This window comes from Nesterenkonia aerolata (genome assembly GCF_031470965.1).
In the GTDB taxonomy this organism is placed as follows: Bacteria; Actinomycetota; Actinomycetes; order Actinomycetales; family Micrococcaceae; genus Nesterenkonia; species Nesterenkonia aerolata.
This window is the reverse complement of sequence record NZ_JAVKGR010000001.1, coordinates 113589-126841: the sequence shown is the minus strand read 5'-3', so window position 1 is coordinate 126841 and position 13253 is coordinate 113589. Positions and strand designations below refer to the sequence as shown.

The 13253-nt window shown below is 66.9% G+C and carries 16 protein-coding genes; 8 read left to right on the top strand and 8 right to left on the bottom strand.

Annotated features, from left to right (window positions below):
* Positions 1–11 precede the first annotated feature (11 nt).
* On the top strand, positions 12–1109 hold the full coding sequence (dapC, locus tag RIL96_RS00615; RefSeq protein ID WP_310547059.1) for a succinyldiaminopimelate transaminase: 1098 nt from the start codon (positions 12–14) through the stop codon (positions 1107–1109).
* Positions 1110–1249: 140 nt separating this feature from the next.
* Positions 1250–2533 (top strand): citrate synthase, encoded by a 1284-nt coding sequence (locus tag RIL96_RS00610; RefSeq protein ID WP_310547058.1) that lies wholly within the window; start codon positions 1250–1252, stop codon positions 2531–2533.
* A 116-nt stretch (positions 2534–2649) separates the two neighbouring features.
* On the opposite strand, the gene dapD is transcribed toward RIL96_RS00610, so the two are convergent.
* Positions 2650–3636 (bottom strand): 2,3,4,5-tetrahydropyridine-2,6-dicarboxylate N-succinyltransferase, encoded by a 987-nt coding sequence (gene dapD, locus RIL96_RS00605; protein ID WP_374761813.1) that lies wholly within the window; start codon positions 3634–3636, stop codon positions 2650–2652.
* A 22-nt stretch (positions 3637–3658) separates the two neighbouring features.
* On the opposite strand from dapD, the gene dapE reads away from it, so the two are divergent.
* From dapE to RIL96_RS00585, 4 genes are all read left to right on the top strand, one after another.
* Positions 3659–4888: a succinyl-diaminopimelate desuccinylase gene (gene dapE, locus RIL96_RS00600; RefSeq protein WP_310547056.1), complete on the top strand. Its 1230-nt coding sequence runs from the start codon at positions 3659–3661 to the stop codon at positions 4886–4888.
* Between the two features lie 256 nt (positions 4889–5144).
* The gene (locus RIL96_RS00595; protein ID WP_310547055.1) at positions 5145–6155 is read left to right on the top strand and encodes a TAXI family TRAP transporter solute-binding subunit; all 1011 of its coding nucleotides are present in this window, start codon (positions 5145–5147) and stop codon (positions 6153–6155) included.
* Positions 6152–8203: a TRAP transporter permease gene (locus tag RIL96_RS00590; RefSeq protein ID WP_310547054.1), complete on the top strand. Its 2052-nt coding sequence runs from the start codon at positions 6152–6154 to the stop codon at positions 8201–8203. Before RIL96_RS00595 ends, RIL96_RS00590 begins: the two co-directional genes overlap by 4 nt.
* Entirely contained in the window at positions 8200–8940 is a 741-nt protein-coding gene (locus RIL96_RS00585) for an SDR family oxidoreductase (RefSeq protein ID WP_310547053.1), read from the top strand. The genes RIL96_RS00590 and RIL96_RS00585 overlap by 4 nt, the downstream gene beginning before the upstream one ends.
* Positions 8941–9061: 121 nt before the next feature.
* Here RIL96_RS00585 and RIL96_RS00580 read toward each other — a convergent pair whose 3' ends face one another.
* Complete coding sequence (locus RIL96_RS00580; protein ID WP_310547052.1) at positions 9062–9721, bottom strand: DedA family protein; 660 nt, start codon at positions 9719–9721, stop codon at positions 9062–9064.
* Positions 9722–9769: 48 nt separating this feature from the next.
* The gene (locus RIL96_RS00575; protein WP_310547424.1) at positions 9770–9997 is read right to left on the bottom strand and encodes a YrhK family protein; all 228 of its coding nucleotides are present in this window, start codon (positions 9995–9997) and stop codon (positions 9770–9772) included.
* 157 nt (positions 9998–10154) lie between these two features.
* Here RIL96_RS00575 and RIL96_RS00570 point away from each other — a divergent pair, with 157 nt between their 5' ends.
* Together RIL96_RS00570 and RIL96_RS00565 are read left to right on the top strand one after the other, a co-directional pair.
* Positions 10155–10580: a DUF1345 domain-containing protein gene (locus RIL96_RS00570; RefSeq protein WP_310547051.1), complete on the top strand. Its 426-nt coding sequence runs from the start codon at positions 10155–10157 to the stop codon at positions 10578–10580.
* Entirely contained in the window at positions 10559–10882 is a 324-nt protein-coding gene (locus RIL96_RS00565) for a DUF1345 domain-containing protein (protein WP_310547050.1), read from the top strand. Before RIL96_RS00570 ends, RIL96_RS00565 begins: the two co-directional genes overlap by 22 nt.
* A gap of 87 nt (positions 10883–10969) precedes the next feature.
* On the opposite strand, the gene amaP is transcribed toward RIL96_RS00565, so the two are convergent.
* From amaP to RIL96_RS00540, 5 genes are all read right to left on the bottom strand, one after another.
* Positions 10970–11557 carry an alkaline shock response membrane anchor protein AmaP gene (amaP, locus tag RIL96_RS00560; protein ID WP_310547049.1) on the bottom strand — a complete coding sequence of 196 codons (588 nt, stop codon included), beginning with the start codon at positions 11555–11557 and terminating at the stop codon, positions 10970–10972.
* A complete protein-coding gene (locus RIL96_RS00555) occupies positions 11557–12111 on the bottom strand; it encodes a DUF6286 domain-containing protein (protein ID WP_310547048.1) in 555 nt (184 codons plus the stop codon). Before RIL96_RS00555 ends, amaP begins: the two co-directional genes overlap by 1 nt.
* Complete coding sequence (locus RIL96_RS00550; protein WP_310547047.1) at positions 12093–12467, bottom strand: Asp23/Gls24 family envelope stress response protein; 375 nt, start codon at positions 12465–12467, stop codon at positions 12093–12095. Before RIL96_RS00550 ends, RIL96_RS00555 begins: the two co-directional genes overlap by 19 nt.
* Complete coding sequence (locus RIL96_RS00545) at positions 12464–12646, bottom strand: hypothetical protein (protein ID WP_310547046.1); 183 nt, start codon at positions 12644–12646, stop codon at positions 12464–12466. The genes RIL96_RS00550 and RIL96_RS00545 overlap by 4 nt, the downstream gene beginning before the upstream one ends.
* Before the next feature lie 76 nt (positions 12647–12722).
* Positions 12723–13208, bottom strand: a complete 486-nt coding sequence (locus RIL96_RS00540; RefSeq protein ID WP_310547045.1) for an Asp23/Gls24 family envelope stress response protein — start codon at positions 13206–13208, stop codon at positions 12723–12725.
* Positions 13209–13253 lie beyond the last annotated feature (45 nt).

Below are 13253 nucleotides of genomic sequence, written 5' to 3'. Positions count from 1 at the left end.
ACCCGGTCACCATGCTGACTCTGCCCGAATACCCCTGGGATGCGATGGCCCCCTTCGTAGAGCAGGCCCGGGCCCACCCCGACGGCGCGGTGAACCTCTCCATCGGCACCCCGGTGGACCCGACACCGCCGCTACTCCGTCAGGCTCTGGCGGAGGCTGCCGACGCCCCCGGGTACCCGACGACCCACGGCCGTGCCGAGCTGCGTGAAGCCGTCTCCGCGTGGTTCGCCCGGCGGCGGAACGCGCCTGACGTCGACCCCGAGGCCGTGCTGCCCACGATCGGCTCCAAGGAGTTCGTCGCCTGGTTGCCGACTCTGCTGGGCCTGGGGTCCGGCGACGTCGTCCTGCGCCCGACAGTGGCCTATCCGACCTACGACATCGGCGCGCAGATCGCCGGGGCCACGCCGCTGGCCGTCGATGATCCGACCACTCTGGGCGAGGCCGAACTGGCCGGGGTGAAGCTCATCTGGCTGAACTCCCCGTCAAACCCCACCGGCGCAGTGGACTCGGCGGAGCACATGCGCGAGGTGGTACGTCTGGCCCGCCGCATCGGCGCCGTCGTCGCCTCGGACGAGTGCTACGCGGAGCTGCCCTGGACCGTTGAGGACGTCCCCTCCGTGCTGGACCCGCGGGTCTGCGGGGGAGACCACAGCGGGCTGTTGGCCGTCTACTCGGCCTCGAAGCAGTCCAACCTCGCCGGCTACCGGGCGGCCTTCGCGGCCGGGTGCCCGCAGCTGATCGCCGGGCTGGTCAACACCCGCAAGCATGCCGGGATGATCATGCCGACCCCGGTGCAGGAGGCCCTGCGCGTGGCCCTGACCGATGACGAGCACGTCACCGCCCAGCGGGAGATCTACCGGCGGCGTCGCCAGCAGCTGCTGCCGGCTCTCGAGGCGGCCGGGTTCGAGGTCCGGGACTCTGCGGCGGGGCTGTACCTCTGGTGCACCGACGGCGTCTCTGACTCCTGGACCCAGGTGGAGCGCATGGCCGAACGCGGGATCATCGTCGGCCCCGGGGTCTTCTACGGTGAGCAGGGTGACGGGTTCATCCGCGTGGCAGTGACGGCCACCGACGAGCGCGTCGCCGCCGCCGTCGCCCGGTTGCCCTGAGTCCACAGGCCCTCATGCGCCGGTGCTGAAGTGGCACGCGGAGGCGACCACCAGGTAAGTTTGCCGTGTACCGCACATCACGTGTGCCTTGTTCCGATGCGCCTCAGGCGCCGGATCATGTGCATGAATGAGGAGTTCGCATGACTGAGCAGCCATCTGCCCGCCTGACGCTCGGCGACCAGGAGCTCCAGCTCCCCGGCGAAGGCGCTGTGGAGGGCAATACGGGGCTCAACATCGCCCCGCTGCTGAAGGAGACCGGCACGGTCACCTATGACCCCGGTTTCATGAACACGGCGAACGCGAAGTCCGCGATCACCTACATCGACGGTGCCGAAGGCATCCTGCGCTACCGCGGATACCCGATCGAGCAGCTGGCCGAGCACTCCAGCTTCCTCGAGGTCACCTACCTGCTGATCTACGGAGAGCTGCCCACTGCCGAGCAGCTCTCCGACTTCGACACCCTGACCCGGCGGCTCACGCTGCTGCACGAGGAACTCAAAGGGTTCTTCGGCGGCTTCCCCCGTGATGCCCACCCGATGCCGGTGCTCTCCTCGGCCGTCTCCGCGCTGTCCACCTTCTACCAGGACTCCCTGGACCCCTATGACACCGACCAGGTGGAGCGCTCCACCTACCGGCTGCTGGCGAAGGTGCCGACCATCGCCGCCTACGCCTATAAGAAGTCCATGGGCCAGCCCATGCTGTACCCAGACAATGAGCTGAACCTGGTCGAGAACTTCCTGCGCGGCTGCTTCGGCGTCCCGGCCGAGCCCTATGAGCTGGACCCGGCCATCGTCAAAGCACTGGACACTCTGCTGATCCTCCACGCCGACCACGAGCAGAACTGCTCCACCGCCACCGTGCGTCTGGTCGGCTCCTCCCAGGCGAATATGTTCGCCTCCATCTCGGCAGGCATCAACGCGCTGTTCGGCCCGGCCCACGGGGGTGCGAACGAGGCGGTGCTGAAGATGCTGCGCGAGATCCAGGCCGAGGGCATGAAGCCTGAGGACTTCATGGAGAAGGTCAAGAAGAAGGAGGCCGGAATCCGGCTGATGGGCTTCGGCCACCGGGTGTACAAGAACTACGATCCACGTGCCCGCATCGTCAAGGGCCTGGCCGATGATCTGCTGGCACGCCTGGGCGGCGACGACGAGCTCTTCGACATCGCCCAGCGCCTGGAGCAGAAGGCCCTGGAAGACGACTACTTCGTCGAGCGCAAGCTCTACCCGAATGTGGACTTCTACACCGGGCTGATCTACAAGGCTATGGGCTTCCCGGAGAAGATGTTCACCGTGCTCTTCGCCCTGGGCCGCCTGCCCGGTTGGATCGCCCAGTGGCGCGAGATGATCGAGGACCCCTCCACGAAGATCGGCCGGCCCCGGCAGCTCTACGTCGGCGCCGCGGAGCGCAACTACCCCGGAATCTGAAGTCCCGGTCACCGCTGCCGCAGCACAGAGAATCGGCGTGGCCCCTGATGCTGATCAGGGGCCACGCCGATTCTCTCTTCTCTATGGTCGGTTCTTTGCCGTCCCTGCGGGGGGGCTCAGTTCTTGTGCAGGGCCTCGTTGAGCTCGATCTTCTGCCCCTTGCGCGGCACGGCGTCCACCCGGCCGGAGACGGAGTCACGGCGGAACAGGAGTCCGGAGACGCCGGAGAGGTGGACGGCCTTCGTCGTCGCGGAGACCTCACCGTCGTCGTTGAGCACGGTCACCTTGGTCCCGGCGGTGAGGTAGAGCCCGGCCTCGACCACGCAGTCATCGCCCAGCGAGATGCCCACACCGGCGTTCGCGCCCAGCAGCACCCGCTCACCGAGCGTGATCCGTTCCTTGCCGCCGCCCGAGAGGGTGCCCATGATCGAGGCCCCGCCGCCGACGTCGGTGCCGTCGCCGACGACGACGCCGGCGGAGATACGGCCCTCCACCATCGAGGCGCCCAAAGTCCCGGCGTTGAAGTTCACGAAGCCCTCATGCATGACGGTGGTGCCCTCGGCGAGGTGGGCGCCCAGACGGACGCGGTCGGCGTCGCCGATCCGCACGCCCTTCGGGGTGACATAGTCCACCAGGCGCGGGAACTTGTCGATGGAGTAGACGGTGACGTGTCCGCGGGAGCGCAGCCGCAGCCGGGTGCTCTCGAAGTCCTCGACCGCGCACGGGCCGAAGTTCGTCCACACCACATTGGTCAGGTGGGCGAAGATGCCGTCCAGGTTGATGGTGTTCGGGCGGACCAGGCGGTGTGAGAGCAGGTGCAGGCGCAGCCAGACGTCAGAGGTTCCGGCGGCCTGGGTGCTCAGGTCAGCCTCGACGGAGATGACCTCGGTCCGCACCCCGCGGGCAGGGCCCTCACCGGCGGCGGCGCGCAGGGACTCCAGCAGTGCGTCGTCTGAGTTCTCGGCCAACGGTGTCAGCCGGGGGGCGGGGAACCACGTGTCCAGGACGGTGCCGTCACCGGTGACAGTAGCCAGCCCGTGGCCTGAGGCAGTGTGTGCAGCAGTGGTCTCAGTGGTGCTTTCAGCAACGTTCATGGCCTCCATCCTACGGACTACAGTGGGGCCCATGCGTCCTACTGATTCTGACTCCACCGGCTCTGATCCCACGGCCTCTGATCCCACGGCCTCTGATCCCGCCGACTCTGATCCCAGGCTGTCTCCCGCGCTCTGCGGCGACGACGTCGTCGACCTCACCGAACAGCTTCTGGCCCTGCGCTCAGTCTCCGGAGAGGAGAAACCGCTGGCTGATGCGGTCGAGGCGTATCTGAGCAGACTGAACACGGCTGTCGGTTCCGGGCATAATCTGCATCTGCACCGCGACGGCGATACCGTCATCGCGCGCACGGAGACCGGAGCGGCGGAGCGGATCGTGCTGGCCGGGCACCTGGACACAGTGCCGCTGCCCACTGTGCCCTGTTCACGCGGTACGGTGCCGCCGAGCTGGGAGGGCGAGATCCTCTACGGCCGCGGTGCCACAGATATGAAGGGTGGGGTGGCCGTGCAGCTGGTCCTCGCCGCTGATATCGCGGCGCGGCTGGATGAGCTCGGTGCGGAGGACTCCTTGCCGCGCGATGTGACCTGGGTCTTCTATGACCACGAGGAGGTCGAGGCCTCCAAGTCCGGCCTGGGCCGCGTGCTGCGGAACAGCCCGGAGCTGCTGGCCGCGGACTTCGCCGTGCTGTTGGAGCCCACCGACGGGGTGGTCGAAGGCGGCTGCAACGGCACCTGCCGCGTGGAGGTCACCGTTGAGGGGGTGGCCTCACATTCCGGGCGTGCGTGGAAGGGCGTCAATGCGATCCATGCCGCTGCTCCGGTGCTCACCGCGCTGGCTGAGTACGAGGCCCGGAGTGTCGACGTCGACGGCCTGGCCTACCGTGAGGGGCTGAGTGCAGTGGGGATCGAGGGCGGCATCGCCGGCAATGTGGTGCCGGATTCCTGCACGGTGACGGTCAACTACCGCTTCGCCCCGGATAAGACGCAGGAACAGGCCCATGAGCATGTCCGTGAGGTGATGCGCGCCGCGGGTGTCAGCTCGGCGCAGATGCGTGTCACTGACACCTCACCTGGTGCGCTTCCGGGGCTGGACCACCCGGCGGCGGCCTCCTTCGTCGAGGCCGTCGGCGGCGAACCGATGCCCAAGTACGGCTGGACTGATGTGGCCCGCTTCTCCGCTCTCGGCGTCCCGGCGGTGAACTACGGTCCCGGGGATCCGCTGCTGGCCCACACCGACGACGAGCATGTCTCCGCGGAGGCATTGCGTCAGTGCCTGGCCGGGCTGCGCCGCTGGCTGGGCTGAGTGCTCCTGCTGGACTCGGCGGTGGGGAACTCCGCAGCTGGGGACTCCGCGGTTGACCGCGAATGTCGGCTGCATGTCGCAGGATCTGTCCTATGACGATTCTGTAACGATCGATCGAAGATCACACCGATCACCCCATCGACTGTGACCTGCTGCATAGGGTGTTGTCATCGGACCGGAGGGGGTCCGGGCGAGTCCGTGTGCGTTCAGCCGCGGCGTTCGCAACATTCACCCGCATCAGAAGGAGGAGACAACGATGGGTATCCGTCGTACGTCGGCAGCCGCGGCCACCGCCGCTGCCATGGTGGTCCTGGCGGCCTGCGGCAATGGCAACGGTGACGCCGAGGGGGACGAGGACCTCGAGATCGGCGAGGAAGACGACTTCGTCACCGACCTGACCTTCGGCACCGGCGGCACCGCCGGTGTGTACTACCCGCTGGGCGGGGAGTACGCCCAGATCTTCGAGGACACCATCGATGACATCTCCGTCGATGCGATCTCCACTGACGCCTCCGTGTTTAACATCGGCCAGATCAGCCAGGAGGAGATGCAGCTGGGCATGGCCCAGTCGGATACCTTCATCACCGCGATCAACGGTGAGGACGACTTCGAGGGCGCGGACATCGACAACGTCGGCTGGATCGCCGGCCTCTACCCCGAGGCCGCGCACATCGTGACCATGGAGGGCTCCGGCATCGAGTCGGTGGAGGACCTCGAGGGCGCGAACATCGCGGTGGGCGCACCCGGCTCCGGCACCCGCGCGGTGTCCGACGCGATCCTTGCCGCCTACGGGATCGAAGACGGCGACTACGAGGCCTATGAGGAGGAGTTCGACGACTCGCAGTCCCTGCTGCAGGACGGCAACATCGACGCCTCGATCTTCGTCGTCGGCACGCCCACCGGCTCGCTGAACGAGATGGCCGCCACCTCTGACGTCACGCTGCTGGGCCTTGATGAGGATGTCGCCTCGGACATCGCCGGGGACACCTACTTCGACGAGTACACCATCGAATCCGACAACTACGACTTCCTCGACGACGACGTCCTCACCCTGTCGGTCTCCGCGGCCGTGCTCGGCTCGACCACACAGATCAGCGAGGACCTCGCCTATGACATCACCGCGGCGATCTTCGACAACGCCGAGGACATCACCCTGCCCCAGGGCGAGCTGATCTCCCACGAGGATGCGCTGCTGGGCATCGGTGACGCCCCGCTGCACCCCGGTGCTGAGCGGTACTACGAGGAGCAGGACGTCGAACTGCCGTGAACGCCTCACCCGCGACTCAGCCCGGGCACTCCGCCGAGGCTGACGAGCGCGTCGACGAGGTCCTCCGCGAGCATGACACCGCCAGCCGATTCCGCACGGATCTCGGCTGGTGGGGATGGCTCGTGGGGGGCCTCTCCGTCGCCCTGACCCTCTTCCACCTCTACACCGCCGTCACCGGGTCCCGTCCCACGCTGATCCAGGGAGCGATCCACGTCGGTGCGGCGGTGTCGATCATCTTCTTGCTCTATCCGGCGCGCAAACGGCCGGTGGCCGCGCCGAGCGGCGTGCGGTGGAAAGATCTGCTGATCGGCCGGGGGCGAGGTGTGCCCTGGTACGACGCGCTGCTCTCGCTGCTGGGCCTGGCGGCGAACCTCTACATCGTCTACCGCTATGACTTCCTGCGCAGCCCCCAGCCCGGCATCTTCGGCTACGACGACATCGACTATCTCGTCGCCGTCCTCGGCATCGTGCTCATCCTGGAGGCGACCCGCCGCTGTGTGGGGCTGCCCATCGTGATCGTGGCCGCCACGGCCTTCGTCTACGGGGTCTGGGGCAATTACAGTCCGTTCTTCAGTCACTCAGGCAACGATTTCACCTCCTACGCGGCCACCACGTTCTTGGAGACCGGTTCCATCTTCGGCACACCGATCCAGGTGTCCTCCACGTTCATCTTCCTGTTCCTGCTCTTCGCTGTGGTGCTGATCCAGACGAACATCGGCACCTACTTCACTGACTTGGCCTTCAAGGCCGCCGGCCGGTATTCGGGCGGTCCGGCTAAGGCAGCGGTGGCGGCCTCAGGGCTGCAGGGCATGGTCTCGGGATCTTCTGTGGCCAATACGGTGGCCTCCGGCTCCTTCACCATCCCGATGATGAAGAAGTCCGGGTTCAAGCCCCATGTGGCTGCGGCGACGGAGGCCACCGCTTCCACCGGCGGCCAGCTCATGCCTCCGATCATGGGCGCTGCGGCGTTCATCATGGCCGAATACACCGGGATCCCGTACAGCGAGATCATTCTGATCGCGATCATCCCCGCGGTGCTCTACTTCTCCGGTGTCATGCTTTCTGTGCATTTCGACGCCAAGCGCAATGGGATCGCCGGTATGGCGAAGGAGGAGCTGCCCACTGCGCTCTCGCTGGTGACCAGGGCAGATCTCATCCTGCCGCTGTTCGTCATCGTCTTCATGCTGCTCAACGGCAGCTCCCCGGCGCGGGCCGCGTTGTGGGGCATCGCCACGGCCTTCCTGCTGAGTTTCCTGCGCAAAGACACCCGGCTGGGTCCGCGAGGGATCATCGAGCTGATGATCCTCGGTGCCCGCACTGCACTGCCGGTGATCGCAGCCTGTGCCTCGGCGGGCATCGTCGCCGGCACGGTGACCAATACTCCGCTGGGGCAGCGGTTGGGCCGCGGCATCATCGATATGGCCGGTGGTCACTTCCTGCTGGTGCTGGTGTTCACGATGCTCGCCTGCATCATCCTGGGTATGGGCCTTCCGACGACGGCGAACTACGTGGTCACCGCGACAGTGGCCGCTCCGATCCTCGTGGAGTTCGGCGTGCCGCTGATCGCCGCGCATATGTTCGTGTTCTTCTTCGGCATCCTTGCCGACATCACCCCGCCGGTCTGTCTGGCTGCCTTCGCCGGAGCGGGAATCGCCAACGCCAACCCCCTCAGAACGGGGGTGACCGCGATGAGATTGGCGATCGCGGGATTCGTCATCCCGTATGTCTTCGTCCTCCAGCCGGCACTGCTGCTGGAGGGTGACTTCCGTGATCTGGCGACGTCACTGCTGACGGTGCTCGTCGGAATGGTGGCTCTGGCGGCAGGTATGGCGGGCCACCTGCTGATCCGGACGACCGTGGTCGAGCGTGTCCTGCTGATAGGTGGTGGGACGTTGCTGATCTACCCCGACGTCCTGATCTCCGTCGGGGGTATGGTGGCGATGGCCCTGGCGGTGTTGCTGCAGGTCGGCCGTCGGACTCGTCGCGGCGGCACCGCACGGAGCCTGGAGAACCGCACTGCCGAGCAGGAAGCTGAGACACGGGGATGAGCCCAGAGACGTACGCCGGGAACGACGACGCCGCACAGCGGGATCCGAACCGTCCGATCGCGCTGATCACCGGTGCCACCCGGGGGATCGGCCGTGCCATCGCCGAGGACCTCTCCGCCGATCACCACATCCTCGTGGGCGGCACCGATGCGGCCCGGACTGCGGCGGTGGTGGCCGAACTGCCTAGTGCTGAGCCCTTCGTCGCGGATCTGCAGGACCTCGGGGCGGTGGTCACGGCCGTCACTGAGGCGGGTCTGGACTCGCTGGACGTGCTAGTGCACTCCGCCGGCGTCGCCGCCACCGGGACGTTGGAACAGACCCCGGCGCAGGAATGGCAGCGCAGCTTCGCGGTCAACGTCTTCGCCGTTGCCGAGCTGACTCGTCTGCTGCTGCCGGCACTGCGTACGGCGAAGGGCCAGGTCATCGCGATCAACTCCGGGTCAGGGTATGTCTCGCGCAACGGGGGAGGGCTGTACTCGGCGACCAAGTTCGCGCTGCGGGCGCTGACTGATGCGCTGCGTGAGGAGGAGCGCGGCACTGTACGGGTCACCTCCATCCACCCGGGGCGTGTGGACACGGATATGCAGGTCCAGCTGCAGAGCGCGATGGGCAATGAGGACTACGACGGCAGCCGCTACGTGGCCGCGGAGTCTGTGGCGGTCACAGTGCGCACCGCACTGTCCATGCCTGCTGAGGCGATGGTCGATGAGCTGGCCATCCGTCCGGTGCGCGGCTGATCGCTGGTCTCGATGGTGTTCACCACGCTGTCTACCTGTCCTGCCTACCAGATCTGCCTACCAGGCTGCCCACCAGACCTCATTGCCAGATCGCTCTACCTGACCGCCACCAGGCCGCAGACTACTCCGCCCGGCGTGCCCCGATCCTGCGCAGGAGGAACCAGGCCACCGCCAGCACCACAGCGGCGATGACCAGATACTGCAGCTGCCCCACGTACCTCTCGACGACGTGCCAGTTCTCGCCGAGCGCGTAGCCGGAGCCGATCAGCGCACTGTTCCAGAGCAGCGATCCCGCCGTGGTCAGGCCGAGGAAGAGCGGCAGGTTCATCCGGTCGATACCCGCCGGGATCGAGATCAGCGAGCGGAAGATCGGCAGCAGCCGGCCGAAGAACACCGCTGATCTGCCGTGCCGGTGGAACCAGTCCACTGTGCGATCGATATCGGAGACGTCGACCAGCGGCAGCCTCGCACCCCAGGAACGCAGCCTGGGCAGCCCGAAGGCCGCGCCCAGCCAGTACAGCGCGGCCGCACCGATCACAGACCCCGTGGTGGCGCCGATGACTGCGAGCCCCAGGTTCATCGACCCCTGCGAGGCGGTGAGCCCGGCCAACGGCAGGATGACTTCGCTGGGGATCGGCGGGAACAGGTTCTCCAGAGCCACCAGCAGCGCCACACCCAGCACGCCGAGGGCATCCATGATGGAGACCACCCACCCGGTGAACCCCGAGAAGGTCTCGGAGGAGCTCTGGGCGGCCAGCGGCAACGGGGAGATCAGGGGCACCCGGGAATCGTAGAGGTGTTGGCTGGATGTTCGATGGGAGCCTACGGCTCAGAAATCCCGGGAGGATTCGGTGTGCGGGGAGGATATCCTGCCCAGGTGCACCCGCCGAGAGAGACGGATCACCGGGCGGATGAGCATCTGCACACTGCCGATGAGGAACAACCAGGTACCCGTGGTGACCGTGTCCTGACCGAAGAACAGGATGCTGCCGATGACGAACCAGATACCGATCAGAATGTCATTGGCGATCGAGACGACTTCATAGCGCTGCCGGATGACCAGCTATTCACGGCCGATATGCACGGTCAGCGGCTCCTCGGCCCGCCGCTGACGGATCTGCTCATGATGCTGGTGGCGTGCCTGGTGAGGGGATTCCAGGGGTTCAGGGTGCGCAGTGCTCATAGTCCCCATCCTGCTATGGAACGATGAGCCCATGGAACATCGACAGGCTGGGCCAGACGGTGCGACTGGAGCAGACGGGGCGGTCGGAGCACTCGGAGTACGGCATCCGCGGGGTCACCGTCTGATCGGTCATCATCGGCTCCTCCTCGCAGCAGCAGCCGGGATCCTCACTGCCGGGCTGACCATGCTCGGCGGCGCCTCTGTGGTGCTGGCGGTCATGACCGGATGGATCGTGCTGGCCGGGCTGTTCCTGGCGTGGTCGGGGGCAGCGCTGCTGCGGTTGGACGCGGCAGGTACCCGCCGCAGCGCAGTGGGCCAGGACCCGGGCCGGATCGGCGTCGACGCGGTGATCCTCGGGGCCTGTGCGGTGAGCCTGATCGGTGTGGGGCGCTGCTCTTCGACGGCGGAGTCGGTGCCAGCGCCGGAGTCGTGGCGATGCTCGGGCTGCTCTCGGTGATCTCCGCTTGGGCGATGATGCACTTCGTCTTCGCCACCCGCTATGCGGCGATGTACTACGCCGCCGCGCAGAAGGACGGCAGCCGCCTCATCGACTTCAACACCGAGGAGGATCCGTGCTTCGTCGACTTCGTCTATTTCTCGGGGACCATAGGGGTCAGCTATGCGGTCTCTGACACTGATGTCAGCTCATCAGCAGTGCGGGCGGTGCTGGTGCTCCACGCGGTGCTGAGCTTCTTCCTCTCCACCGTGGTGCTGGCCTCCACAGTGAACCTCGTCCTGCAGTTGGCCGGGCATATGTGAACGGCAAGCGCAGAACGACGGCGGGGTCGATGCAGAGATGATCTGCATCGACCCCGCCGTCGCGGTACGGAGCACCGGGGGAGGAGCTCAGCTGATCTCGGCGTACCGGCTGCCCTTGGACTCTCGGACCGGATCGATGACGACCCGCACTGAGGCCAACGGAGCCCCGAGAGAGTACTCGCACTCCTGCAGCAAGGGACCATGGAGCTGGGCGAGCGTCTCACCCAGGTTGATCCGCTCATCGACCTGAGCGCGGATCAGCAGATCCGGGTGGTCCGCCGTCCCGGCTACGCGGACCGCGGCGGAGACCACCCCGAGCAGCCCTTCGGCTCGCTCTTCGATGGCCTGCTGCAGCACCTTGGTCGGCAGCTCCGTGACACCCTCACGGCCGTCACGGTGCAACCGGAATCCGCTGGTGCTGCGGGACCGCGGCACCGCAGCGATCAGCCAGGTCAGCGCGAAGACCCCCAGCAGCAGGCAGACTGCCAGCACCAGGATCGGCAACGAGACCGGCAGCGCGGCGGCGTCCTGGATGCTGGAGCCGGCCTCCGGGGCCTGCGGCAGCACCTGCTGGACGCCGAAGGCCACCGCCAGGGCGGCACCGCCGAGCAGCACCAGTACCAGGCCGACGACGACGAGAAGGGTCCGATTCGGGGATGCTGATGACGGAATCATCACCCCTCCTTCCTGCGTCGCAGACGGGCGACGACCTGAGGCGCCTTCGACGGAGACATCTCTTCCAGGCGCTGGCGGATGTTCGTTTCGACCTCCCGGGACGTCGCTCCCGGATCCGGTGACAGGGTCATGGCGTGGACCAGGATGCGCTTGGACGTGGCCTGAACCTTCGGTTCGAAGACTCCGTCGACTCGCGCCGCCTCGGCCGCGGCCAGACGGCGCAGCCCCTGGGTGGTGACCACGGTGCGCATCCGGTCCTGTGGGACCTGCGGGCGTTCGCCGGCCCGCAGATCCGAGAACCACGACGGCCCCGGCTTCAGCGCCAGACCGATGAGGACCAGCCCCAGCAGCACCAGCACTGCGCCGATGCCGATCACCCACGGGGAGTCCCAGCTCTGACCGGCGGCGTCTTCGACCGCCGGCAGCTCGGTGTCGGTGAAGGCCAGAGTCACTGCGACCCAGACGCCGAGCACTGCTGCGGCCAGGATCACCAGGGCGGTGACCATTGCTGCGATGCGCCTGTCCGAGCGGCGTCTCAATGCAACTGTGCCCATCCTCGGCCTCCTTCCTGGGGTGCGGCTGAGGTGTCTTCGTCGACGTTGAGCCGGGCGATGCTGATGTCCACGTAGCGCACGGTCACCCCGGTGAGCCGCTGGACCTCACTGCGCAGGCGTTCGCGGGCCTGTTCGGTGATGTCGCGGATCGGTGCGGGGAACGGCAGTGCCAAGTGGACCTTCAGCGAGGCCACGGAGCCGCTGAGTGAGACCTCGACCTTAGGCCGTTGCGGGGCCGAGGACATCAGGGGAATCAGAGAGCGGCCCGCGGCGGAGACCGAGGGCAGAGTCCTGGCGGTCTCGGCCGCCACCTTCTCCACGACGGTCTCGCGGACGATGAGGCGGCCGGCAGTCATCGCTGTGACCTGTCAGTCGGGTTCAGCCGCCCCAGATCGATCCGACCGTCGAGGGCCAGGCCGACGGTCAGGCCGAGTCCGCCGAGGAACGCCACGCCCAAGAAGGCCAAGAAGCCGTCGTTGATGGCGACGATCCCCAGGATCAACCCGGTGAACAGTCCTACATACACTTTACTCATCGTCGTCTCCTCCGAGTAGTGGTCAGCTGCCAAGTCCGGCCGGTGCGCCCGGCCGGACTTGGCAGCTGAGGGATGCTCAGGCCAGGTCCTTGTCCGTGCCGGAGCCCTCGTCCTCGTTGTCCTCCTCGGGCAGGTGGACATCGGCGACGGTGATGTTGACCTCCACGACCTCCAGGCCGGTGCCGTGCTCCACGGCACGGGTCACATTGCCGCGGATCTGCTCGGCGACGTCGACGACGGCGGCGCCGTACTCGATGATGATGGTCAGGTCGATCGCGGTCTGCTTCTCGCCCTTCTCCACGGAGACGCCGCCGCTGACCTGGGTCTTGGAGCCGGGGATGCGCTCGGAGATGGCGTCGAAGGTGCGGCGGGCCGCGTTGCCCATGGCGTACACGCCGGGCACCTCGCGGGCGGCGATGCCGGCGAGCTTCTGGACCACGGTCTCCTCGACAGTGGTGACACCGTGCTCGGTGACCAGCGGGCTCTTGATGTCCTGGGTCGGCTTCGTGGCCTGCTCACCCTGGGCGTTGCGGTTCTGGTTCTGCGTGGTGTTCTCAGCCATCGGGATCTCCTCCTGTGGGATCAGTGTCACGGCTTGGTGTCATTC